Below are 22,141 nucleotides of genomic sequence, written 5' to 3'. Positions count from 1 at the left end.
CAGGGCGGGCTCACGCGCCGCAATCGTAGCGGCTGCCCGGTGTCGTGCGTCTGATATTCCGGTTGAAGAACTGGCCCATGGACGGCGCGCCCAGGAGGCCGTCGACCGTATCGGGACCCACGCCGCAATAACGGTCATATGCGCCGTTGATCGCGACGATCAGGTCCTGTTGTGCGCGGTCGTAGCAGACACGCTGAAGCACCGTGCTGCGGGTAATGTCGCGGCATTCGAATGTCGCGAGGTCGACGGGGCGGTGTCCGCCGGTCTCCACCGTCTCGGAGACGAGCGGTGCGGTCGCCAGTTGTGCGAGCAGCATTGCCAGGGCCCTGACCACGATACCTGAAGCTCCGCATGAACGTGTTGATGGGCCGCGAAGGCCGCCGCATCCGGCACGTGAAACACGCCGAGATGATACGTCACTGGACAGATCGGGCATAGTCGGGCTAACCAGCGGAAAACCAAGCGACTTCAACACATAACCAGACCTTCTTGACGAGTTAGATTGCTTGATGAGCAAGATTGATCCCACCGCACGGGTCGAGGACGGCGCCGTGATCGGCGAGGGTACCGAGATCGGCCCCTACTGCATCATCGGCCCCAATGCCGTGATCGGCGCGAACTGCAAGCTGATCGGACATGTGCATGTCACGGCGCAGACCACCATCGGCGATGATTGCACCATCTATCCCTTTGCCTCACTCGGCACGCCACCGCAGTCGCTCAGCTACCGTGGCGAGCTGACGAAGCTCAAGATCGGCTCGGGCTGCACTATCCGCGAATCCGTGACCATGAATGCCGGCACCGTCGCCGGCGGCGGCATCACCACGGTCGGCGATCGCGGCTATTTCATGAATTGCAGCCATGTCGGCCATGACTGCCATGTCGGCAATGACGTGATCTTCGCGACCTCGGCGACGCTCGGCGGTCACTGCGAGATCGGCGACTTCGTCTTCATCGGCGGCCTGTCCGCGGTGCACCAGTTCACGCGCATCGGGCCGCAGGTCATGGTGGGCGGTGTGTGTGGCGTACGCGACGACATCATTCCGTTCGGGCTGGTCAATGGCCAGTATGCCGTGCTTGAGGGCCTCAACCTGATCGGCATGAAGCGGCGCAAGTTCACCAAGCAGCGGCTTGCGATCGTGCGTGCGTTCTACCAGAGGCTCTTCCACGGTCCCGGCACCTTTGCCGAGCGGCTCGAAGCGTCCAGGCCGCTCGCCGGCGAGGATCCGGCGATTGCCGAGATCCTCGGCTTCATCGGCAAGGGCAAGCGTCCGCTCTGTCTTCCCGCCATTGCGAAGTGAACCTGCGATGGCCGCGGACATGACATCGGCGGCGGCAGGGATTTCATCGCCGGTCGGCGTAGTCGCAGGCGGCGGCGCCATGCCGTTTGCGGTCGCCGACTCGCTCGCCGCGCGCGGCATCGCGCCGGTGCTGTTTCCGCTGCGCGGCGCCTGCGATCCGGTGCAGGTGGAGAAATTCCGCCACCGCTGGATCTCGGTCGGCCAGCTCGGGCGCGCGATGCGGCTGTTCCGCGAGGAAGGCTGCCGCGACCTGATCTTCATCGGCACCTTGGTGCGGCCTTCGCTCTCGGAGATACGGTTCGACTTCACGACGTTGCGGCTGCTCGGCAATGTCATCCGCGCCTTTCGCGGCGGCGACGATCATCTGTTGTCCGGCGTCGGGCGCATTCTCGAACAAGGCGGCTTTCGCATGGTCGGGATCAAGGACGTTGCGCCCGACCTCCTGATGCCCGAGGGCTGCATCAGTCGCGCCTGGCCGAGTGACACCAGCAAGACCGACATCGAGCGCGGCCGCGCGGTCCTGACCGCGCTCGGGCCGTTCGACATCGGCCAGGCTGTCGTGGTGATCGACGGCCATGTGGTGGCGGTCGAGGATATCGAGGGCACCGACGCGCTGCTCGCGCGCGTCGCGCGGCTGCGCGAGGAGGGCCGTATTCGCGCGGCGACGGGCCGCGGCGTGCTGGTGAAGGCGCCAAAGAGCAGCCAGGATCTGCGTTTCGACCTACCGACGATTGGCCCGCGTACCATCGAGGGTGTCGCAAGAGCCGGCCTTGCCGGCATCGCCGTGATCGCCGGCAACACCATCGCCGCCGAGCCGCAGGCGATGATCGCGCTCGCCGACGCAAAGTACCTCTTCATCATCGGCCTGCCGGCGTGATGCAGGGGCGCGATCCCAAGCGGAAGATCTTCCTGATCGCCACGGAGGAATCCGGCGACCGGCTCGGCAGCGCCTTGATGAAGGTGCTGCGCCAGCGCCTCGGCGACGGCGTGCAGTTCGAGGGCGTCGGCGGCCGCACCATGGCGCGCGAGGGGCTCGAGACCCTGTTTCCGATCGAGGAGCTGTCGATCGTCGGTTTCGCCGCGGTGGTGCAGCAATTGCCGAAGATCCTGCGCTTGATCCGCGAGACCGCGGACGCCGTGCTGGAGGCCGCGCCCGATGCGCTCGTCATCATCGACAGCCCGGATTTCACCCATCGCGTCGCCCGCCGGGTGCGGGCGCGCAATCCTGCGATCCCGATCGTCGACTACGTGTCGCCGCAACTCTGGGCCTGGCGGCCGGGACGGGCGCGGACCATGCTCGGCTATGTCGATCATGTCCTCGGCCTGTTGCCGTTCGAGCCGGAGGAATACCGCAAGCTCGGCGGGCCGCCATGCAGCTATGTCGGCCATCCCCTGATCGAGCAATTGGGCTCGCTGCGGCCGAATGCGGAGGAGCAGAAGCGCCGCGACGCCGAACCGCCGGTGCTGCTGGTGCTGCCCGGCAGCCGCCGTAGCGAGATCCGACATCATATCGAGGTGTTCGGTGCGGCGCTCGGCCGGTTGCAGGCGGAGGGGCGCGCGTTCGAGCTGATACTGCCGACCATGCCGCATCTCGAAGCCACCGTCCGCGAAGCCATCGCAAGCTGGCCGGTCAAGCCGCAGATCGTGATCGGCGAGGCCGAGAGGCGCACCGCCTTCCGGATCGCGCACGCTGCGCTGGCGAAATCCGGCACGGTCACGCTGGAGCTGGCGCTGTCGGGCATTCCGATGGTGACGGCCTATCGCGTCGGCGCCATCGAGGCCTTCATCCTGCGCCGCGCGATCCGCGTCTCCTCGGTGATCCTTGCCAATCTCGTGATCGGTGAGGACGTCATTCCGGAGTTCTTGCAGGAGGACTGCACGCCGGAGAAACTGGCGCCCGCGCTGGCCGAAGTGCTGACGGAGACGCCGCTGCGCAAGCGGCAAGTCGAAGCCTTCGCCCGGCTCGACGCCACCATGTCGACCGGCAACAAGTCGCCGAGCGTGCTCGCCGCCGACGTCGTTCTCGCGACGATGCGGAAGGGGCGGCGGTAGACGACGGTCTTGTAGGGTGGGCAAAGCGAAAGCGTGCCCACCGTGCCTTTCTCGGTGGCGGAGAGATGGTGGGCACGCTGCGCTTTGCCCACCCTACGATACTCTTCCGGATCACGCTCTAACCCAAGCCGCCGTCGACCTGAAAACACTGGCGCGTGATGCGCTGGCTCTCATCGGAGGCGAGGTACAGCGCCATGTTGGCGATGTCGTCGGGCGTCACTGCATCGGGAATCGCCTGACGCGTGCGAATCTCGGCGATGGTCTGCTCGTCGGGATACCACAACCGGCGCTGGCGTTCGGTGATCACCATGCCGGGCGCAATCGCGTTGACGCGGATGCGGTCGGGCCCGACCAGCCGCGCCAGTGAGTTGGTAAAGCCGACGATCGCCGCCTTTGCCGCGGCGTAGACCGGCAGCGCCGGCCCGCCGCGCATCCAGGCGATCGACGACATGTTGATGATCGAGCCGCCGCCGCGCGCCTGCATCTGCGGCACGACTGCTTGTGCGGCGAAGAAGACGTGCTTGAGGTTGACGCCGATCATCCAGTCGAACTCGGATGGCGTCACCTCGGCCAGCACCTGGCGCCGGTCGTTGGCGGCGTTGTTGACGAGGACCGCGGCGTCGCCGAGCGATCCGTGGACCTGCGCGATTGCGGCGCGCAAGGCGTCGATGTCCAGGAGGTCGCAGGGCACGAACAGTGGTGCCGTGCCGGATGCGGCCGCCACCTCCGCCACCAGCGATCCGCCGGCCGCCTCGTCGATATCGAGGAACGCGACGCGGGCGCCCTGGCCTGCGAAGGCGCGCACGAAGGCGGCACCGATGCCGCTGGCGCCACCGGTGATCAGCACCACGCGGTCCGCGAGGCCGGCATAGCTCGTCTGGGTCATGCGATCAGTCGCTCCGTCTCGGGGTCGAACAGGCAAAGGCGACGGGTATCGAGGGCAAAGGAGGCGGTGGCACCCGGCGTCGGGCGGATGTCCGGCGAGATGCGCGCCTGTGCGGGCTCGCCGCCAAGCCGCAGCAGGACGATGGTCTCCGCGCCAGTGGGCTCGACGAGCTCGACTGGCGCGGTGACGATGACAGGCGGGCCCACGGCTCCGGAGAACACGCGGTCGCCCTCGGCGATGCATTCGGGCCTGATCCCGAGCACCACCTCGCGGCCGACATAGGACGCCGCCGCGTCGTAGCCCTGCAGGCGGAGACGGACCTCGTCCGGACGGCCTGCGCCGATCACCACGACGGGTCCGCCAGCGTCGGCCTCGAGACGGGCCGGCATAGTGTTCATCGGCGGCGAGCCCATGAAGCGGGCGACGAACAGATTGGCCGGGTATCGGTAGATTGTGTCAGGGTCGGCGAATTGCTGCACGACGCCCCGATGCATCACGGCGATGCGGGTTGCCATCGTCATCGCCTCGATCTGGTCGTGGGTGACATAGATGATGGTGGCCCCAATGCGCTGGTGCAGCCGCTTGATCTCCATGCGCATCTCGACGCGCAGCTTGGCATCGAGATTGGAGAGCGGCTCGTCGAACAGGAAGAGCAGGGGATCGCGCACCAGGGCGCGCCCCATCGCCACGCGCTGGCGCTGGCCGCCGGACAGTTGCGACGGCTTGCGGGCGAGCAGCGGTTCGATCTGGAGCAGCCTGGCGACGTTCGCCAGCGCTTTCTCCTGCTCCGCCTTGGCTATGCCTCGGCATTCCATGCCGAAGGTGATGTTCTGGCGCACCGTCATCGACGGATAGAGCGCGTAGGACTGGAACACCATGGCGATGTCGCGGTCCTTGGGCGGGACGTCGTTGACGACGCGCCCGCCGATCTCGATGGTGCCGTCGCTCGCGCGATCGAGCCCGGCGACGATGTTGAGCAGCGTGGACTTGCCGCAGCCGGACGGCCCGACCAGCACGGTGAATTCGCCGCTCTCGATATCGAGGTCGATGCCCTTCAGCACCTCCAGATTGGCGTAGCGCTTGGACAGGGCGCGAATGCTCAGTGCGGCCATGACACATCCATCATTTCACGGCCCCGGCAGTGAGGCCGCGTACGAAATACCTGCCGCCAAAGAGATAGATCAGCAGAGTGGGGAGCGCTGCGATGATCACCGCAGCGCTCTGCACACCATGCTTGGGGATATCTGCGACCGGGGCAGACAGTGCGATGAGCGCGGCTGTGACGGGCTGTTGCTGGCCGGTCGTGAATGTCACGCCATAGAGGAACTCGTTCCAGATATGGGTGAACTGCCAGATCACGGTGACGATCAGGATCGGCGAGGAGAGTGGCAGGATGATGCGCCAGAAAATGCGGAAGAACCCGGCGCCATCGATGCGCGCGGCCCTGATCAGTTCTTGGGGAATTGCGACATAGTAGTTTCGGCAGAACAAAACGGTGAAGGAGAGGCCCTGGATCGTGTGGATCAGCACGAGACCCGACAGCGTGTTGATCAGCCCGATGTCCCGCAGCACGATGGTCCAGGGCAGCAGGCGCATCTGCTGAGGCAAGAAGAGGCCGAGGGTGACGATACCGTAGATCCAGTTATCGCCGCGAAAACGCCAGAGCGACACGGCATAGCCGGCGACGGCACCGAGCAGCGTCGAGAAGATCGTCGCAGGGATCGTGATGAGCGCTGAGTTCAACATGTAGGGCCGGATGCCGGCGCAGGTCTCGGCGAGGCAGAACCCGCTCCAGGCCAGGGCGTAGTTGCCCCAGGCCCAGTGTTGCGGCCAGCCGATCATCGAACTCTGTGCGATCTCCTCATTGGTCCGGAGCGAGTTCAGCACGACGATAACCAGCGGCGCGAGATAGGCGGCCGCGAACAATGTCACGACGAGATAGATCAGAATCCGGCTTGGGGCGAAGCTTCGGTCACGCATGGGCAGCCTTCCGTCGCCGGACATAACGCCACGCTGCATAGGGCAGCAGCACTGCGAGAAGGATGAGCAACATCAGTACCGCTGCCGCCGCGCCCCGGCCGAGCTGGTTACGCTGGAACATCAAATCGTAGACGACGAGGGCCGGCAGCTGGGTCGCGATTCCCGGCCCGCCATTGGTGAGTGCGCGGACGAGGTCGAACGCCGAGATCGCGAACTGCAACTGGACAACGACGACCGTGATGGTGATCGGCCAGAGCGTAGGCAAAATGACGCGCCAATAGGTTCGGATCGGCCCTGCGCCGTCGATCTGCGCGGCCCTGATGATGTCGGCGTCGACCGACCGAAGGCCGGCTAGGAAGAGGGCCATGGCGAAGCCCGAAGATTGCCAGATCGCCGCGATGACAATGGTCCAGATCGCCATGTCGCGGTTGACCAGCCAGTCGAAGTGGAAGGAGGTCCAGCCGAGGTCATGGACAAGCTTCTCGATGCCGATGCTGGGATTGAGCAGCCAGCTCCACACCGTGCCGGTGACGACGAACGACACCGCCAGCGGGTACAGGAAGATGGTCCGCAGCGCGTTCTCAGCCCGAATGCGCTGATCGAGCAGGATCGCGAGCAGGAGGCCGGTTATCAGACTGAGCAGCACGAAAGCGATGCCGAACAGCAGCAGATTGTCGAAAGCGATCTGCCAGTTCCGCGACGCCAGGACCGCATTGTAGTTGCGCAGGCCCACCCAACCCGAGACCGGAATAAGGGTGGAGGGCGTGAATGAAATCCAGATTGTCCAGATCGAAAACGAAATGAGGTGCGCTGCGGACAACAGCAGCGGCACCCAGATCACCAGATATTCGGGCAGCCGGCGCACCATCTCAGAGGTCGCCGACCGGCCCGTTGCCCTCGAAGCGGCGTGGGTCAACGCGCGCCCTCGACGGCGTCGGCGAGGCGGGTGACGGCCTCCTCAGGCTTGATCGTCTTGTTCTTCGCGTATTCGGTGAACACGTCGATCATCGCAGCTGTCAGGCCGTTTTCCTGTGCCATGTTGTGCGCGAGGCTCAGGACGGCCTGATTGTTGGCCACGGCATCCTTGAGTGCGGCTGCGGTTCGCCGTTGACCATCCGACCAGCCCTCACCGGACAGATCGACATCGGTGCGCACGGGGATCGATCCCGTGATCTGCGAATACATGGTCTGGATCGCCGGATCCATGACGAGCTGGGCCATCAACATCTGGCCGGCCTGGAGATCCGCCTCCTTGCGCTGCCAGAAGATGAAGGCATCGGCATTCAACAGGAACACCGGCTTGCCATTGTCGCTGGGGCCCGGCGCGATCACGAAGTCGTCGAACTTGAAACCGGCGTTGCGCAACACGCCCTGCGCCCACCCGCCCATGATCATCATGCCCATGTCGCCATCGACGAAGCGCTTCAAGTTGGTGGCATAGGGTTGGGCGCCGACATTGGGGTCCATCCAGTTGGTGATCTTGCGCATCTGTGCGAAGGCAGCCTTGATCTCGGGACCCTCCAGGGCCTTCTTGTCGAGATTCATGATGGCTGTGCGGTATGCAGCAGGACTGATGCCGGCGAGCGAGGCCTCGAATTTTTGACCATCGTCGGCGCGGGTGCCACCGTTCGCGACGGGATATGTGACACCGCCTGATTTCATCTTTTCGGCAAGATCGTTGAAGTCGGCCCAGGTGACCGGGATCTTGTCGGCCTTGGCCTTGTCCATCGCGCGCTTGGAGAGGAACAGCATGTTGGTGCTGTAGATCTGCAACGGCAGCGCGATCCACTTGCCGCCCGGCTTGTGCAATTTCGCGAGGTCTGGCGCGACAACCTTCTCGTAACCTGCCGCAGCGACGACGGCGTCGAGATCGACGGTCGGGGCGATCTTCGACCAGGCCGCAATCTCGGGGCCCTTGAGCTGCGAGCAGGCCGGCGGATCGCCGGCAATGATCTGAGCGCGCAGCTTGTTCATCATCTCGGTGGTGAACCCGGGGACGGGCGAGTGCTGCCAGACCCCGCCTTTCTCCTCGAATTTCTTGCCGAGCGCCGTGATGGCCGCCCCGTCGCTGCCGGCGGACCATTGCGAGATCGCGGTCAGGCGCGGCTTGACCGCGCCTTGGGCGCGGGCAAATGCCGGCAGTGCGAGCGCGGCAGCAGACCCAGCGAGCAGACGGCGCCTTGTTGTTGTGATCGGCATGGCAAGTTCCTCCCGGTGTGAACTCTTTCGCGCGAGAGCCGCGCAGCTTCAGTGCATTTCAGGCGGCCTCCGTCGATGCGGCGGGCATGCCGCCGCGGCAAGCGAGGCAGAAGGCAGCGAACGCCAGCGCGGCCCGCGGATCATTGCCGTTCGACGGCGGCACGAAAGCGAGCGATACCTGCGCATGCTGAGGGCCGCCGAGCAGGCTGGCGTCGACGCCGTCGACCAGAGCCTTCCGATCGTCCTCCGCAAGCAGCGACGGCCAGCCGCTGATTGCAACGCCGCGGCATGGCTTGACGTTCAGCGTGTTGCCGATCGCAAGCCCCAGCCGGAACAGTCGCCGGCGCAGTTCCTGGCGAACGCGCGCCGAGAGCGGGATCGCGGTCACCCATTCGTTGCCGAGCTGAAGCAACTCGGCTTCGGAAACACCAAGGAGCTCGGCCAGGGCGGGGAGCGACGTATAGGCTTCGACGCAGCCGTGATGGCCGCAGCGGCAACGCGGTCCGTCGGTGCCGAACACCATGTGGCCGAGTTCGACCGGCTGGAGGGCATCGGCCTCGGTCGGATCGTCCACCCAGGTGCCTGCGACGCCCTGGCCGACGAAGACGAACAGATGCGCGCCACTGAACGGATAGTTCTCCCTGCGGCAGCGGTGAAAGGTGGCGTGGGCGACGACCGAATTGGTGAACTCGACCGGTACGCCGGCAAACAGCTGGGCGAGCGTGGCGCTGATGCGCCCGACGTCGCAGGGGGTGATCGGATTGGTCGATATGCTCAGCCGGCCGAGGCCCGGAATGGAGACGCCGATCTGTGCAAGCGTGATGCGGCGGCGCCGCGTCCAGTCACGCAGCAATGTCAGCGCCTCGCGAAACACCCGGCCGACGGACTCGATTGTGGGCTTTTCCGGCAGCGCCACCCGCTCCGTATAGTGCAGCTCGCCCGACAAGGTCCCAACGCCGACGCTGAGCCACTGGCCGGTCAGCTCGACGGCCGCAAGCGCCACCGAACCATCGAGCGACACGAGGCCCGTCGGGCCACCGACGTAAGGGGCAGGGCGGCGCACCTCCTCGATCAGGCCTTCGGCCTTCAGATCAAACAGGATGCGCGACAGGCTCGCTTCCGACAAGCGCACGGCCTTGGCCAGAGGCGGGCGAAACGAACCACCCGACTGAAGCAGATGAGTCAAAATGGCAGCGCGCGTCTGCCGCCGACTTCTCGGCTGCTCCGGCATTTCCATCCCTATCGTCATTCTTACTTACTGTAAGAATTTGCGCGCGGAGCGTTTCGCCTGTCAAGGCGCTTGGTGCGCGATAGATCGACTTGTTGTTGTGCGCGGCAGCAAGATCGGATCGCAATCTACGAGCGACGTCACCGCTTTGGCCGTCGGCAGCGCACCGCTCACGCAAGACGCACGACGTCGACGATGATCCGTTTGCGGTTGTCCGGGTCGACCAGGACAGGCAACTCGTTCCCGACGGCGGTTCGGTTCTCGCGGCGGCTCGAGCTGCTGAATGACATGCGCGTGACCGCTTCCCAACCCGTTCCGCCGTTGGGGTCGTTCACCGCGAGGGCGATGTCCCACGTCCCGCCCGGAGCGCTGCTTGGTTGCACCTCGTGCGCGGTCAACACCTTCGCCGTGGTCGGGACCAGGCCGAGGGCTGCGGCGCCGCCGGCAAGCGCAATCTCCATCTGCTGCGGCGTCAGGCCGTTGACCAGCGCCGACGACGATCCCGAGTGCTCCACCTCGCGCCAGACGCGGGGAAAGGGCCGGTGGCCAGACGTGTCGGCCTGCTGCTCGCCGCGCAGATGCTCAGCGAGCCTTTCGGCGGCTTCGCGCCCGGTCGGCACCAGATCCCATTCGATCCTGAACCGCGTGGGATCAGCAAGGTCCACGGTAACAGGCAGCACCGTCCCGGGGCGCGGCCATTTCGGTTTGGGTACATCATACCCGCTGTATCGCACCGCAGTCGCTGCGATGCGCTCCGCAGTGATGATCCCGTCAATGTCGCATCTGGGATGAAGCACCATCTCGCCGGCTGCATCGGGGAACGTCGAACAGGCCACGACCTGCAACCATCCATCCACCGGGTTCGTGATCCGCATCCGCTCGCCCTGCGCTTTGCTCGCTGGTCTCGGCATCCTGCCAAACAAAAACGGCGCCATCGTGAGATGGCGCCGTCTCGAAAGCCGTGTTGGCTAAAGCCTTACTTGCGATCCTTGATCGCGACGTAGTCGCGGCGGGTGACGCCGGTGTAGAGCTGGCGCGGACGGCCGATTTTCTGCTGCGGATCCTCGATCATCTCGCTCCACTGGCTGATCCAGCCGACGGTGCGGGCGACCGCGAACAGCACGGTGAACATCGAGACCGGGAAGCCCATCGCCTTCAGCGTGATACCCGAATAGAAGTCGACGTTCGGGTAGAGCTTGCGGTCGATGAAGTACTGGTCGCTGAGCGCGATCTTCTCGAGCTCCATCGCCACCTTCAGCATCGGATCGTCGCCATGGCCGGTCTCCTTGAGCACGGCGTGACACATCTTCTGCATGATCTTGGCGCGCGGATCGTAGTTCTTGTAGACGCGATGACCGAAGCCCATCAGGCGGACTTCGCTGTTCTTGTCCTTCACCTTGGCGATGAACTCGGGGATCTTGTCCACGCTGCCGATCTCGGCGAGCATCGCGAGCGCGGCTTCGTTGGCGCCGCCATGCGCCGGGCCCCAGAGGCAGGCGATGCCGGCGGCGATGCAGGCGAACGGGTTGGCGCCGGAGGAGCCGGCGATGCGCACCGTCGAGGTCGAGGCGTTCTGCTCGTGGTCGGCGTGCAGGATGAAGATCTTGTCCAGCGCGTCAGCGAGCACCGGATTGATCTTGTACTCCTCGCACGGCACGGCGAAGCACATGTGCAGGAAGTTCTCGGCGAACTTCAGCGAGTTCTTCGGATACACGAAGGGCTGGCCGATCGTGTATTTGTAGGCCATCGCCGCCAGCGTCGGGATCTTCGCGATCATCCGCATCGACGCGATCATGCGCTGCTTCGGATCGTTGATGTCGGTGGAGTCGTGATAGAACGCGGCGAGCGCGCCGACGGAAGCCACCATCACGGCCATCGGATGGGCGTCGCGGCGGAAGCCCTGGAAGAAGCGGGCCATCTGCTCGTGCACCATCGTGTGATGGATCACGCGGTCGTCGAAATCCTTCTTCTGCGCGGCGGTCGGCAGGTTCCCGTAGAGCAGCAGGTAGCAGGTCTCCAGAAAGTCGCCGTTCTCGGCGAGCTGCTCGATCGGATAGCCGCGGTATTCCAGCACGCCCGCGTCGCCGTCGATATAGGTGATCTTGGACTGGCAGCTCGCGGTGGAAGTGAAGCCCGGGTCGTAGGTGAACAGGCCCGACTGGCCGTAGAGCTTGCCGATATCGATGACATCAGGCCCGACGCTGCCGCTGTGGATCGGGAGATCGTAGTTCTTGTTTCCGACCGTCAGCGTGGCGGTCTTATTGCTTGCTTTTGCGTCCATCGTAGGTCCCCGATGTATGGTGAAACGGGCCGGACCCGGAAGGCCCCGATGACATGGTGGGGGCAGGCCGGATGTTCCAGAAGGTACGGGGGAGATGGGTATATTATTGCTGTGTGCGCTGCAAGATGGCGCCGCGCATGCTCGACTTACGTCTAGCCTAGTCCTTGCCTAGTCCTTGGCCTGATCCTTGAGCCGGCCCAAACTTTCCTGGCGTCCCAGCACGTCCAAAACCTCAAATATACCAGGCGACGTGGTCCGTCCGGTCAGCGCGGCCCGCAAGGGTTGTGCGACCGCGCCAAGCTTGAGACTATTTTCCTCGGCAAAGGCGCGCAGCGCGGCTTCCGTCGTGGCGCCGCTCCATGTCTCGACATTCTCCAGCGCGGAATGAAGCTGGCCGATCAGCTTGCGGTTCTCGGGCGTCAGCAGCGCCTGCGCCTTGGGATCAAGCTCCAGCGGCCGGTCGGCGAAGATGAAATAGGCGCTGTCGATCAGCTCGATCAGCGTCTTGGCGCGCTCCTTCAGGGCCGGCATGGCCTTGAGAAGCTGCGCGCGCGTGGTGTCGTTTAACTTGGCCTTAAGCTCGTCGCGGCTGGGCACAACGTGGTCCAGCACGTCCTCGAACATCTTCACGAGTGATTGATCGTCGGCGTGGCGGATGTAGTGGCCGTTGAGGTTTTCCAGCTTGGCAAAGTCGAAGCGAGCGGCGGCGCGGCCGACGCTGGCGAGGTCGAACGCGGCGATCATCTCCTCGGTCGAGAAGATCTCCTGGTCGCCATGGCTCCAGCCGAGGCGGACGAGGTAGTTGCGGAGTGCGGCCGGGAGGTATCCCATGGCGCGATAGGCATCGACGCCGAGCGCACCGTGGCGCTTCGACAGTTTCGAGCCGTCCGGGCCGTGGATCAGGGGGATGTGGGACATGCTCGGCAGCGCCCAGCCCATCGCATCATAGATCTGCTTCTGGCGGGCGGCGTTGATCAGATGGTCGTCGCCGCGGATGACATGGGTGACGCCCATGTCGTGGTCGTCGACCACCACTGCGAGCATGTAGGTCGGGTTGCCATCGCCGCGCAAAAGGACGAGGTCGTCGAGGTTCTCGTTCTGCCAGACCACGCGGCCCTGGACCTGGTCCTCGATCACGGTCTCGCCGGTCTGCGGCGCGCGGAGGCGGATGGTGGGCTTGACGTCGGCTGGGGCCGTGGCCGGGTCGCGGTCCCGCCACATGCCGTCATAAAGGCGGGTGCGGCCCTCCGCGCGTGCCTTCTCGCGCATGGCGGTGAGCTCCTCGGCGGTGGCGTAGCAGCGATAGGCCTTGCCGTCGGCGAGCAGCTGCTCGGCGACCTCGCGGTGGCGGGCGGCGCGGCTGAACTGGTAGATGACGTCGCCATCCCAGCCGAGCTCGAGCCACTTCAATCCGTCGAGGATGGCGCCGATCGCGGCCTCGGTGGAGCGCTCCCGGTCGGTGTCCTCGATCCGGAGCAGCATCTTGCCGCCATGCTTCTTGGCATAGAGCCAGTTGAACAGCGCCGTGCGGGCGCCCCCGATGTGGAGGAAGCCGGTCGGGGAGGGAGCAAAGCGGGTGACGACGGAATCGGTCATTCTTGGCAGGGCCTATGCATTGGAAGCGGTGGTGTATAGCAGGACCAGAGCATAACTAAAGCCCGACGGCGGACCTGCCGGGCCTTGCTTAAGCTCTTGGCTCGGCCACGCGAATTTGGCAGAAGGACCGCTGATTTCCCTACAGGATTTTCGGATGAGCACAGAACCGGTGGCGACTGAGGTTGGGCGCGATTTCATTCGCGACATCATCCAGGCCGACCTCGACCAGGCCAAATACAAGGAAATCGTGACCCGGTTCCCGCCGGAGCCCAACGGCTACCTGCATATCGGCCACGCCAAGTCGATCGCGCTCAATTTCGGCATCGCCCAGGAGTTTCCGGGCCGCTGCCATCTGCGCTTCGACGACACCAATCCGGTCAAGGAAGAGCAGGAATATATCGATTCCATCCAGGCCGACGTGCGCTGGCTCGGCTTCGATTGGGGCAAGAACCTGTTCTTCGCCTCGGACTATTTCGACCGCCTGTACGAATGGGCGGAGACGCTGATCCGCGACGGGCTCGCCTATGTCGACGACCAGACGCAGGAGGAGATCCGCACCTCGCGCGGCACGTTGACCGAGCCCGGCAAGAACTCGCCGTTCCGCGACCGCAGCGTGGACGAGAACCTCGACCTGTTCCGCCGCATGAAGGCGGGCGAATTCCCCAACGGCGCGCGGGTGCTGCGGGCCAAGATCGACATGGAAGCGGGCAACATCAATCTGCGCGATCCCGTGCTGTACCGCATCCTGCATGCGCATCATCCGCGCACCGGCAACGCATGGTGTATCTATCCGAGCTACGACTACGCCCACGGCCAGTCGGACGCGATCGAAGGCATCACGCATTCGATCTGCACGCTGGAGTTCGAAGACCACCGGCCGCTCTACGACTGGTTCATCGAAAAGCTGCCGGTGCCGTCGAAGCCGCACCAGTACGAGTTCGCGCGGCTGAACCTGACCTACACGCTGCTGTCCAAGCGCGTGCTGACCCAGCTCGTGCGCGAGGGCCATGTCGCGGGCTGGGACGATCCGCGCATGCCGACCATGGCCGGCATGCGCCGTCGCGGTGTGCCGCCGGCGGCGCTGCGTGAATTCGTCAAGCGTATTGGCGTCGCCAAGGCCAACAGCGTGGTCGATGTCGGCATGCTCGAATTCTGCATCCGCGAGGAGCTGAACCGCACATCGCAGCGGCGCATGGCGGTGCTGAAGCCGCTCAAGGTCGTGATCGAGAACTATCCGGAAGGGCAGACCGAGGAGCTCGACGCGATCAACCATCCCGACGATCCCTCCGCCGGGACGCGGAAGATCACGTTCGGCCGCGAGCTCTATATCGAGCAGGACGACTTCATGGAGAACCCGCCCAAGAAGTTCTTCCGCCTGTCGCCGGGCAACGAGGTCCGGCTGCGCTACGCCTATTTCGTCAAATGCACCGGCGTGATCAAGAACGATGCCGGTGAGGTGGTGGAGCTGCGCTGCACCTACGATCCCGCGACCAAGGGCGGCAACGCGCCCGACGGCCGCAAGGTCAAGGCGACCATGCACTGGCTGCCGGCGGCAGCTTCGAAGCCGGCCGAAATTCGCATCTACAACCAGCTGTTCGCGAACCCGAGCCCGGACGCCTCGAACTTCGCCGCCGATCTCAATCCGCAGTCGCTGGAGATCCTCAGCGATGCGCGGATCGAGGCATCGGTCGCGGAGAGCAATGCGACCGAGCCGATGCAGTTCGAGCGCCAGGGCTATTTCGTGCGCGACAAGGACTCGACGCCCGGCAAGCCCGTATTCTCGCGCACCATCGGCCTGCGCGACACGTTCGCGAAGGAAGTCGCGAAAGGTTGAGGTGCGCATGAGCAGTGAAGCCGACGCCATCGTTTCCGCCATCGTCGCGAAATGGTGCGCCGGCTTCGCGACGCTGGATGCCGCGGCGTTGTCATCGCTCTATGCCAAGAGAGCGTTCTTCTTCGGCTCCAACCCAAAACTCTATCGGGGTCGGGACGGCGTCGCCGATTACTTCAACGGCCTGCCGCGCTGGCGCAAGCCGAGTGCTGCGTTTTCCGAGGTGCAGGCCGCGCAGGCCGGTCCTGATGTCATCAACATGGCCGCGATCGTGTCGTTCGATTTCGCGGGCGAACGCCCGGAACTCGCCGTCAAGATGAGCTGGGTCATCACGCGCGAGGACGCCGACTGGAAGATCGTCAATCACCATGCCTCGTCGAGGGTCCCGATGATCTAGCAGTGGAGGGCTCTGCCCGTTCCGCCAGGTGCGCGGTCGCCGCCCGCTAGATGTCGTAGTAGAGATGGAACTCGTAAGGATGTGGTCGCAGGCGGATCGGGTCGACCTCCTTCTTGCGCTTGTAGTCGAGCCAGGTTTCGATCACGTCGGCGGTGAAGACATCGCCGCGTAGCAGGAATGCGTGATCGCGCTCGAGCGCGTCGAGCGCCTGGTCCAGCGATCCTGGCGTGGACTTCACCTCCTTCGCCTCCGCAGGCGGGAGGTCGTAGAGATTCTTGTCGATCGGGCCGCCGGGGTCGATCCGCTTGTCGATACCGTCGAGGCCGGCCATCAGCATTGCCGCGAAGGCCAGGTAGGGATTGCAGGACGGATCTGGCGAACGAAACTCGACGCGCTTGGCGCGCGGATTCGGCGAATACATCGGAATCCGGCAGCAGGCGGAGCGATTGCGCTGGGAGTAGACGAGGTTGATCGGCGCTTCATAGCCCGGCACCAGACGCCGATACGAATTCGTGGTGGGGGCGCAAAGCCCGCACAACGCCCAGGCGTGGCTCAATAGCCCGCCGATGTAGTAGCGGCCGAGCTGGCTCAACTCGGCGTAGTCACCTTTGTCGTAGAACAGATTGGTCTCACCCTTCCAGAGCGATTGGTGAACGTGCATGCCCGAAGCGTTGTCCTCGAACAGCGGCTTCGGCATGAATGTCGCGGTCTTGCCGTGCTGATGCGCGGTGTTCTTCACCACGTATTTGTAGATCATCAGGTTGTCGGCCATCCGGGTGAGGGTGGTGAAGCGCATGTCGATCTCGTTTTGGCCGCCGGTTGCGACTTCATGGTGATGGGCCTCGATCTGGATCCCCAGAGATTCCATCGTCAGCACCATTTCGGTGCGTAGCGCCTGCATGCTGTCGGTCGGGGGAACGGGAAAGTATCCCTCCTTCGGGCGCGGTTTGTGGCCGAGGTTCGGCCCTTCCTCAGAGCCGGTGTTCCAGCTGCCTTCGCTGGAGTCGACTGCGTGCATGGCGTAGTTGATGCCCTGTGCGTAGCGCACCTCGTCGAAGACGAAGAACTCCGCTTCCGGGCCGAAATAGCTCGTATCGGCGCGCCCGCTGCCCTTGAGGTAGATTTCGGCTTTCTGGGCGATGTAGCGGGCATCCCGGCTATAGGACTGGCCGGTCACGGGGTCGCGGATGTTGCAGATGAGAACCAGCGTTTTGGCCGGACTATAGGGGTCGACGAATGCCGTCGTCGGGTCGGCGACAACCAGCATGTCGCTTTCCTGGATCTCCTGGAAGCCTCGGATCGATGAGCCGTCGAATCCAAAGCCCTCATTGAGTGCATCGGCGTTCACCGCGCTCGGCGGGACGGAAAAATGTTGCCACATCCCCGGCAGGTCGGTGAACCGCAAATCGATCATCTGGACTTTCTCGTCCGTGATCGCCTTCACGAGGTCTTCGGCTGTCGTACATTTCGCAACCATGGCTTCGCTCCCAGGTCAGCGTCCCGAGATCGCGTAGCCGTTCGGCCGCAACCTGGCGGCTCGCGACGGACTGTGGTCCACGTTCGGCGTTGTCGCCGCAGTCAGGCAAGCTTCGCGCGACGGCAGTCAGCTTTGATGTGGCCCGCGCATCAGCTTCATCGCGTCTTCGATGTGCCGCCAGGTTTTAGCCAATTCGAGCTCGCCCTTCCGCTCGAGGTCGATGGCGTTTTGAGCGGCTTCCGCAATGGCCTTGGGGCCATGGGCTTCCAGCAACTGCCGCGCATAATCGTGGATTTCCATTTCTCGCATGGCGTCATCTCCCTCTTGTTCTGGGCGCGAACCGGGCGGCCTAGAACGGCAGACATTGACACCTGTCAAGCGCCGATAGTCTGCATCCTGGTGCGCCGCACTTGCAAGGGCCCTTTCCGGGCGTGGGCGGCCGGATGGGGCGCCGGCTCCTGGTCGCGGCAACACAGCGCAGGTCGGAGGGATGCTTCTTCACCGGTGCGCCCCCATATCAATACGAGAAGGGAGGTGAGCATCATGCGCATCCAACATTGGCAAGACGCTGGTAGCCTGTTGGTGGGCGTGTGGCTGGTCCTGTCGTCCTTTGTCCTCGGCTTATCCGGGGCGGCTGTCTGGATCACCATCGCACTCGGGCTCGGCGTCATGCTGTTTGCCGTGGAAGCCTTTGTCATCCCGTCCTACCTGGAAGAGTGGGGCGAAATGCTGCTGGGCTTGGCTCTGGTGCTGGCGCCTTGGTCCATTGGCTATGAGCCCGTATCGGCCGCGGTCAGCAGCGTATTGTCGGGCCTATTGGTGATCTTGCTCGCTGCTTGGGAATTGATAACCGATCGCGACTTCAGTACCTGGTGGCACGATCACTGGCCTCACCGCGCCGGCTGAGACGAGAGGTTGCCGGCTTCTCTCCGACCGCCATCGGCTGGCGGCCGGAGGAGAGGTGGTTACGTTACAATGCGGCTCTGGGCTCGATCGGTTGCCAGATGCTGATCTTGCGCGTCTCCGGCATCAGGAAGACAGCGAGCACGAAGCACACCGCGGGGACCACGATCGGGTAGATCAGTGCGTAGCCGATGCTGCCGGTCGCGGCGAATGCCGCCGAGGTGATGAACGGCACCAATCCGCCACCCCAGCCGTTGCCGATGTGGTACGGCACCGATACCGACGTGTACCTGATCCTGGCCGGAAAGTATTCGGCCAGGAATGCGCCGACCGGCCCGTAGACCATCCCGACGTAGCAAACCAGGATGAAGATGATGAAGATCGCGGTCGGATAGTTGATGCTGCCGGGCTGCGTGACCGTTCCCAGCCACAGATAGAGCGGATAGTACGTGATCGCAGCGAGCAGCATGCCGCCAAGGATCACCGGCTTGCGGCCGATCTGGTCCGACAGCCAACCGAAGAAGATCAGGCTCGGTGTTGCGATCAGCAGCGCGGCTCCCACGATGTAGGCCGAGGTCACCGCATCCACCTTGGAGACCTGCTGCAGGAAGTACAGCGCCCAGAACTGGCCGCTGTACCAGACCACGCCCTGTCCGATCAGGACCACGATCGCGATCCCGATGTATTTGATGTTGGAGCTGAGGAAGGCCTCCTTCCACGGATTCGTCGTCATTTGGCCGCGGGCCCTGATCTCCTGGAAGATCGGCGTCTCCTGGAGCTGGAGCCGAATGTAGATCGCGATGGCCACCAGCAGGAAAGACACCAGGAACGGAACGCGCCAGGCCCATTCGTCGAAGACCTGATTGCCGAACCAGGTTCGTGTCAGGACGATCACGGCCAGCGACACCACGATGCCGAGAGTCGGAGAGGTCTGCAGCCAGCCGGTGTAGTAGCCGCGCTTGTCGTCCGGCACATGCTCCGCGACATAGGTGATGGCGCCGCCATATTCGCCGCCCAGGCACAGACCCTGGATCATGCGCAGGCCGAACAGAACGAACGCCGCCGTTAGACCGATGGACTGGTAGGTCGGGATCAACCCGATTGCCCCCGTACCCAGTCCCATTCCGCTCAGCGTGATGAGGAATGTATATTTTCGTCCGACCCTGTCACCCATCCATCCAAAGAGGAAGGCTCCCAGCGGGCGGATCAGGAAGCCCGCAGTGAACAGAGCGATCGTGCTGAGGAGGGCTGCAACCGGGTGGGATTGCTCGAAGAACTTGACCGACAGAACGGCGGCCAGGCTGCCAAAGATATAGAAATCATACCATTCGATGACGTTTCCCACCGATGCAGCAACGATCACGCGGCGGAAATCGTGCGGTACTTGAACTGCCATGTGCTGCTCCTATCAAATTCAAACGCCACTCCTCGCGCATTTCAGCGCCAGTTCGCTCGCGGAGTGCGTTTGGTGTGCGACGCTACAGGCGAGAATTGCGAGTTGCGTCCGCAACGCCTGGTCTCAGGGGAACCTTGAACCACCTGAGAAGAGCTTCGGCGGCCTTCGGTACCGCGAGCTGTCACGACCTGGCCCGTCTGTGCGGGGGAGGCGTGGAGAGCAGTTTAATCCTGCCAAGGCCGGCCCCTTATGCGACTTTCGGCTCAATCGACCCGAACCCAGGCTGCCTCCGTCCAGAGACAGAACGGTCGCCCATCGCGCCGGGCGGTCGTGTCACGAATGAACGGAAAGGACCTCTCGGGCGTTGTGTGGGTCCCCAACGAGGAGCCCGCCATGCAGAACATTGCAGAGCATATGGAAGTCATCGGTGCCGACGGCGTCCACATCGGCACGGTCGACAAGGTCGAGGGCCATCGGATCAAGCTGACCAAGAAGGACAGCGGCGAGGGCAGCCACAGGGGCCACCATCATTTCATCGACAAGGGGCTCGTCGCCGGCGTCGAGGGCAACAAGGTCCGGCTGTCGGCCAAGGCGGATGTCGCCGTCACGATGGAAGAGGAAAAGTAGGGTTCACTCGAGTTCGTTCCCGATCTGTACCGCTATTCGCCGCCCTGCACGTTCCGGTAGCCTCCGCCTCCGTCGCGTATCGTAAGGTGCAGGGGAATGGCGGAGCCGGGCCGGCCAGTACGGTCCCAAGGTATTGCGGGGACCTGGCCCGTCGGCCGGGCTGCTCCGGCTGGTGGCTTTGTGCCGGCGGGCATTGGCGCCTGGCCCGCGCTCGTCGAGACACTGCGCGAATGGATGCGCGCCGAGGCCGGCGCCGGGCGGCTGTTGCCCTGGGTGCCTGTGGCCTTCGGCAACGGCATAGCGCTCTACTTTGCCGCTGATCACGAGCCGGTGCTGTGGGTCGTTGCTGCGACGGCCATCGCGTTGATGCTGGGTGCGGTTCTGTTGCGGCGGAGCCGGCTGTTCGCGCCTGCGATCCTGATCGCGGCGGTCGCAGCCGGCTTTGCCACGGCGACCTGGAAGACGGCGCGCATCGGCCATGCCGTGCTCGCAAAACCGCTCTATTCGGTGTCGCTCTCGGGTTTCGTCGAGACGCGCGACATCCGCGAGCGCACCGACCGTTTCGTGCTGCGTGTCACCGCGATGGAGGCGCAGCGGAGCGAGGTGAAGCTGGAGCGAGTGCGCCTCTCGGTTCGCAAGGGGACTGCGCCGGAGGTCGGCAGCTTCGTGCAGTTGAAGGCGCGGCTGATGCCGCCGATCTCGCCGGTGCGCCCCGGCAGCTACGATTTCTCGCGCGACATGTTTTTCCAGGGCATCGGCGCCTCCGGCTTCGTGATGGGGGCGATCACGGCAGCAGTGCCGCCCGATGCCGGCGGCTTGCGGCTGCGCTATGCCGCCTTCATGCAGAGCCTGCGCGATGGGATCGACGCGCGCATCCGGGCAACACTCGAAGGTGACAATCGCGCGATCGCGACGGCGCTGCTGACGGGGCGGCGCGACGCGATCACCACGCCCGTCAACGACGCAATGTTCATTTCAGGGCTCGGCCATGTGCTCTCGATCTCCGGTTATCACATGGCGGTGGTCGCCGGCGTCGTGTTCTTCGCCGTCCGCGCGCTGCTCGCTCTGATTCCGGGACTGGCGGTCGGTTTTCCCATCAAGAAATGGTCCGCGGCCGCGGCGCTGGTTGCCGCCGCGTTCTATCTGCTGCTCTCGGGCGCGGAGGTCGCAACGCAACGCTCGTTCTTCATGACCGCCGTGGTGCTGATCGCCGTCATGGTCGACCGCCGCGCCATCACCTTCCGCACGCTGGCGGTGGCCGCGTTGATCGTGCTCGCGGTCGCGCCGGAAGCGCTGGTGCATCCGAGCTTCCAGATGTCGTTTGCGGCAACGCTGGGGCTCGTTGCGCTGGTGCAGATCGGAATGCCGAACCTGTTCGCGTCGCCCGATCATTCGGCGACTGCGCGCATTGCGATGTGGGGCGGCCGCGAGATCGCGATGCTGTTTCTGGCCTCGCTGATCGCGGGGCTTGCGACCACGCCCTTCTGTAATGGGCCCGATGATGTCAAGCCTCCCGAGTGAACGTCACGCCGCCGAACTCATGCTTCTGTCCGTGGTCAACGCCTGGCCGCCACATCATGCTGTCAGAGGGAGCGGTGAGCCTATCTAGATACGCGTGGTTCGTCAGATGACGGCCACTGGGCGTGTAACGGCTTCACCGGATCCACCGTCCCGGCGACGGGACTTCGGGCACTGGGCTTCAGTTCAGCCCGGTTGCGTTCTTCTGTAATGGGCCCGATGATGTCAAGCCTCCCGAGTGAACGTCACGCCGCCGAACTCATGCTTCTGTCCGTGGTCAACGCCTGGCCGCCACATCATGCTGTCAGAGGGAGCGGTGAGCCTATCTAGATACGCGTGGTTCGTCAGATGACGGCCACTGGGCGTGTAACGGCTTCACCGGATCCACCGTCCCGGCGACGGGACTTCGGGCACTGGGCTTCAGTTCAGCCCGGTTGCGTTCTTGATCTCCTCCACGTCTTCTATGCCG

General features: G+C 64.3%; 20 protein-coding genes and 1 pseudogene. 8 read left to right on the top strand and 13 right to left on the bottom strand.

Going from position 1 to position 22,141, the window contains the following annotated elements; translation table 11 throughout:
• Positions 1 to 10: 10 nt before the first annotated feature.
• The gene (locus tag E4K65_RS22070; RefSeq protein WP_135175973.1) at positions 11 to 334 is read right to left on the bottom strand and encodes a KTSC domain-containing protein; all 324 of its coding nucleotides are present in this window, start codon (positions 332 to 334) and stop codon (positions 11 to 13) included.
• Between the two features lie 175 nt (positions 335 to 509).
• Here E4K65_RS22070 and lpxA point away from each other — a divergent pair, with 175 nt between their 5' ends.
• Genes lpxA through lpxB form a run of 3 tightly spaced genes read left to right on the top strand, consistent with a single transcriptional unit; the run spans position 510 to position 3,353 of the window.
• Complete coding sequence (gene lpxA, locus E4K65_RS22065; protein WP_135175972.1) at positions 510 to 1,301, top strand: acyl-ACP--UDP-N-acetylglucosamine O-acyltransferase; 792 nt, start codon at positions 510 to 512, stop codon at positions 1,299 to 1,301.
• A 19-nt stretch (positions 1,302 to 1,320) separates the two neighbouring features.
• The gene (locus E4K65_RS22060) at positions 1,321 to 2,178 is read left to right on the top strand and encodes an LpxI family protein (RefSeq protein ID WP_049823630.1); all 858 of its coding nucleotides are present in this window, start codon (positions 1,321 to 1,323) and stop codon (positions 2,176 to 2,178) included.
• Positions 2,175 to 3,353: a lipid-A-disaccharide synthase gene (gene lpxB / locus E4K65_RS22055; protein WP_135175971.1), complete on the top strand. Its 1,179-nt coding sequence runs from the start codon at positions 2,175 to 2,177 to the stop codon at positions 3,351 to 3,353. Before E4K65_RS22060 ends, lpxB begins: the two co-directional genes overlap by 4 nt.
• A gap of 118 nt (positions 3,354 to 3,471) precedes the next feature.
• Here the strand turns inward: lpxB and E4K65_RS22050 are convergent, their stop codons facing one another.
• From E4K65_RS22050 to gltX, 9 genes are all read right to left on the bottom strand, one after another.
• Positions 3,472 to 4,239 (bottom strand): SDR family NAD(P)-dependent oxidoreductase, encoded by a 768-nt coding sequence (locus E4K65_RS22050; protein ID WP_135175970.1) that lies wholly within the window; start codon positions 4,237 to 4,239, stop codon positions 3,472 to 3,474.
• Positions 4,236 to 5,351: an ABC transporter ATP-binding protein gene (locus E4K65_RS22045; RefSeq protein ID WP_135175969.1), complete on the bottom strand. Its 1,116-nt coding sequence runs from the start codon at positions 5,349 to 5,351 to the stop codon at positions 4,236 to 4,238. Before E4K65_RS22045 ends, E4K65_RS22050 begins: the two co-directional genes overlap by 4 nt.
• Positions 5,352 to 5,361: 10 nt before the next feature.
• Complete coding sequence (locus E4K65_RS22040) at positions 5,362 to 6,219, bottom strand: carbohydrate ABC transporter permease (RefSeq protein ID WP_167771029.1); 858 nt, start codon at positions 6,217 to 6,219, stop codon at positions 5,362 to 5,364.
• Positions 6,212 to 7,087: a carbohydrate ABC transporter permease gene (locus E4K65_RS22035; RefSeq protein WP_135175967.1), complete on the bottom strand. Its 876-nt coding sequence runs from the start codon at positions 7,085 to 7,087 to the stop codon at positions 6,212 to 6,214. The genes E4K65_RS22040 and E4K65_RS22035 overlap by 8 nt, the downstream gene beginning before the upstream one ends.
• A gap of 44 nt (positions 7,088 to 7,131) precedes the next feature.
• A complete protein-coding gene (locus E4K65_RS22030) occupies positions 7,132 to 8,418 on the bottom strand; it encodes an ABC transporter substrate-binding protein (protein WP_135175966.1) in 1,287 nt (428 codons plus the stop codon).
• Positions 8,419 to 8,476: 58 nt separating this feature from the next.
• On the bottom strand, positions 8,477 to 9,655 hold the full coding sequence (locus E4K65_RS22025) for an ROK family transcriptional regulator (protein WP_209312081.1): 1,179 nt from the start codon (positions 9,653 to 9,655) through the stop codon (positions 8,477 to 8,479).
• Between the two features lie 161 nt (positions 9,656 to 9,816).
• The gene (locus E4K65_RS22020) at positions 9,817 to 10,581 is read right to left on the bottom strand and encodes a hypothetical protein (RefSeq protein ID WP_135175964.1); all 765 of its coding nucleotides are present in this window, start codon (positions 10,579 to 10,581) and stop codon (positions 9,817 to 9,819) included.
• A 41-nt stretch (positions 10,582 to 10,622) separates the two neighbouring features.
• Complete coding sequence (gene gltA / locus E4K65_RS22015; RefSeq protein WP_011087607.1) at positions 10,623 to 11,927, bottom strand: citrate synthase; 1,305 nt, start codon at positions 11,925 to 11,927, stop codon at positions 10,623 to 10,625.
• Between the two features lie 168 nt (positions 11,928 to 12,095).
• Entirely contained in the window at positions 12,096 to 13,523 is a 1,428-nt protein-coding gene (gltX, locus tag E4K65_RS22010) for a glutamate--tRNA ligase (RefSeq protein WP_135175963.1), read from the bottom strand.
• A gap of 154 nt (positions 13,524 to 13,677) precedes the next feature.
• On the opposite strand from gltX, the gene E4K65_RS22005 reads away from it, so the two are divergent.
• Both E4K65_RS22005 and E4K65_RS22000 read left to right on the top strand, forming a co-directional pair.
• Positions 13,678 to 15,357 (top strand): glutamine--tRNA ligase/YqeY domain fusion protein, encoded by a 1,680-nt coding sequence (locus tag E4K65_RS22005; protein WP_135175962.1) that lies wholly within the window; start codon positions 13,678 to 13,680, stop codon positions 15,355 to 15,357.
• A 7-nt stretch (positions 15,358 to 15,364) separates the two neighbouring features.
• Positions 15,365 to 15,751: a YybH family protein gene (locus E4K65_RS22000; RefSeq protein ID WP_135175961.1), complete on the top strand. Its 387-nt coding sequence runs from the start codon at positions 15,365 to 15,367 to the stop codon at positions 15,749 to 15,751.
• Positions 15,752 to 15,797: 46 nt separating this feature from the next.
• Here the strand turns inward: E4K65_RS22000 and glnA are convergent, their stop codons facing one another.
• Both glnA and E4K65_RS21990 read right to left on the bottom strand, forming a co-directional pair.
• Positions 15,798 to 17,228, bottom strand: coding sequence for a type I glutamate--ammonia ligase (glnA, locus tag E4K65_RS21995; RefSeq protein ID WP_135175960.1), 1,431 nt, complete (start codon positions 17,226 to 17,228; stop codon positions 15,798 to 15,800).
• Positions 17,229 to 17,354: 126 nt separating this feature from the next.
• The gene (locus E4K65_RS21990; RefSeq protein WP_027545803.1) at positions 17,355 to 17,537 is read right to left on the bottom strand and encodes a hypothetical protein; all 183 of its coding nucleotides are present in this window, start codon (positions 17,535 to 17,537) and stop codon (positions 17,355 to 17,357) included.
• 234 nt (positions 17,538 to 17,771) lie between these two features.
• Between E4K65_RS21990 and E4K65_RS21985 the strand changes: the two genes are divergently transcribed.
• A complete protein-coding gene (locus tag E4K65_RS21985; RefSeq protein ID WP_167771028.1) occupies positions 17,772 to 18,134 on the top strand; it encodes an SPW repeat protein in 363 nt (120 codons plus the stop codon).
• A gap of 64 nt (positions 18,135 to 18,198) precedes the next feature.
• On the opposite strand, the gene E4K65_RS21980 is transcribed toward E4K65_RS21985, so the two are convergent.
• Entirely contained in the window at positions 18,199 to 19,527 is a 1,329-nt protein-coding gene (locus tag E4K65_RS21980) for an MFS transporter (RefSeq protein WP_135175958.1), read from the bottom strand.
• 393 nt (positions 19,528 to 19,920) lie between these two features.
• Here E4K65_RS21980 and E4K65_RS21975 point away from each other — a divergent pair, with 393 nt between their 5' ends.
• Together E4K65_RS21975 and E4K65_RS21970 are read left to right on the top strand one after the other, a co-directional pair.
• Positions 19,921 to 20,154, top strand: a complete 234-nt coding sequence (locus E4K65_RS21975) for a DUF2171 domain-containing protein (protein WP_038967854.1) — start codon at positions 19,921 to 19,923, stop codon at positions 20,152 to 20,154.
• Between the two features lie 96 nt (positions 20,155 to 20,250).
• A pseudogene (locus E4K65_RS21970) lies at positions 20,251 to 21,639 on the top strand (ComEC/Rec2 family competence protein); the annotation flags it as partial.
• Positions 21,640 to 22,141: the final 502 nt, after the last annotated feature.

The sequence above is a fragment of the Bradyrhizobium niftali genome, from assembly GCF_004571025.1.
Classification (GTDB): Bacteria; Pseudomonadota; Alphaproteobacteria; order Rhizobiales; family Xanthobacteraceae; genus Bradyrhizobium; species Bradyrhizobium niftali.
Note: the sequence above shows the minus strand (reverse complement) of the source record. Positions and strands in the feature narration are given on the sequence as shown.

Bases quoted from the DNA above. Each gene is read 5' to 3' on its own strand.
- E4K65_RS22040 (WP_167771029.1), bottom strand. From the start codon at position 6,219: ATGCGTGACCGAAGCTTCGCCCCAAGCCGGATTCTGATCTATCTCGTC.
- E4K65_RS22045 (WP_135175969.1), bottom strand. From the start codon at position 5,351: ATGGCCGCACTGAGCATTCGCGCCCTGTCCAAGCGCTACGCCAATCTG.
- E4K65_RS21985 (WP_167771028.1), top strand. From the start codon at position 17,772: ATGCGCATCCAACATTGGCAAGACGCTGGTAGCCTGTTGGTGGGCGTG.
- lpxA (WP_135175972.1), top strand. From the start codon at position 510: ATGAGCAAGATTGATCCCACCGCACGGGTCGAGGACGGCGCCGTGATC.
- E4K65_RS21975 (WP_038967854.1), top strand. From the start codon at position 19,921: ATGCAGAACATTGCAGAGCATATGGAAGTCATCGGTGCCGACGGCGTC.
- E4K65_RS22025 (WP_209312081.1), bottom strand. From the start codon at position 9,655: ATGGAAATGCCGGAGCAGCCGAGAAGTCGGCGGCAGACGCGCGCTGCC.
- E4K65_RS22030 (WP_135175966.1), bottom strand. From the start codon at position 8,418: ATGCCGATCACAACAACAAGGCGCCGTCTGCTCGCTGGGTCTGCTGCC.
- glnA (WP_135175960.1), bottom strand. From the start codon at position 17,228: ATGGTTGCGAAATGTACGACAGCCGAAGACCTCGTGAAGGCGATCACG.
- E4K65_RS22050 (WP_135175970.1), bottom strand. From the start codon at position 4,239: ATGACCCAGACGAGCTATGCCGGCCTCGCGGACCGCGTGGTGCTGATC.
- E4K65_RS22000 (WP_135175961.1), top strand. From the start codon at position 15,365: ATGAGCAGTGAAGCCGACGCCATCGTTTCCGCCATCGTCGCGAAATGG.
- E4K65_RS22020 (WP_135175964.1), bottom strand. From the start codon at position 10,581: ATGGCGCCGTTTTTGTTTGGCAGGATGCCGAGACCAGCGAGCAAAGCG.
- E4K65_RS21990 (WP_027545803.1), bottom strand. From the start codon at position 17,537: ATGCGAGAAATGGAAATCCACGATTATGCGCGGCAGTTGCTGGAAGCC.
- E4K65_RS22060 (WP_049823630.1), top strand. From the start codon at position 1,321: ATGACATCGGCGGCGGCAGGGATTTCATCGCCGGTCGGCGTAGTCGCA.
- E4K65_RS22005 (WP_135175962.1), top strand. From the start codon at position 13,678: ATGAGCACAGAACCGGTGGCGACTGAGGTTGGGCGCGATTTCATTCGC.
- gltX (WP_135175963.1), bottom strand. From the start codon at position 13,523: ATGACCGATTCCGTCGTCACCCGCTTTGCTCCCTCCCCGACCGGCTTC.
- gltA (WP_011087607.1), bottom strand. From the start codon at position 11,927: ATGGACGCAAAAGCAAGCAATAAGACCGCCACGCTGACGGTCGGAAAC.
- E4K65_RS21980 (WP_135175958.1), bottom strand. From the start codon at position 19,527: ATGGCAGTTCAAGTACCGCACGATTTCCGCCGCGTGATCGTTGCTGCA.
- E4K65_RS22035 (WP_135175967.1), bottom strand. From the start codon at position 7,087: ATGGTGCGCCGGCTGCCCGAATATCTGGTGATCTGGGTGCCGCTGCTG.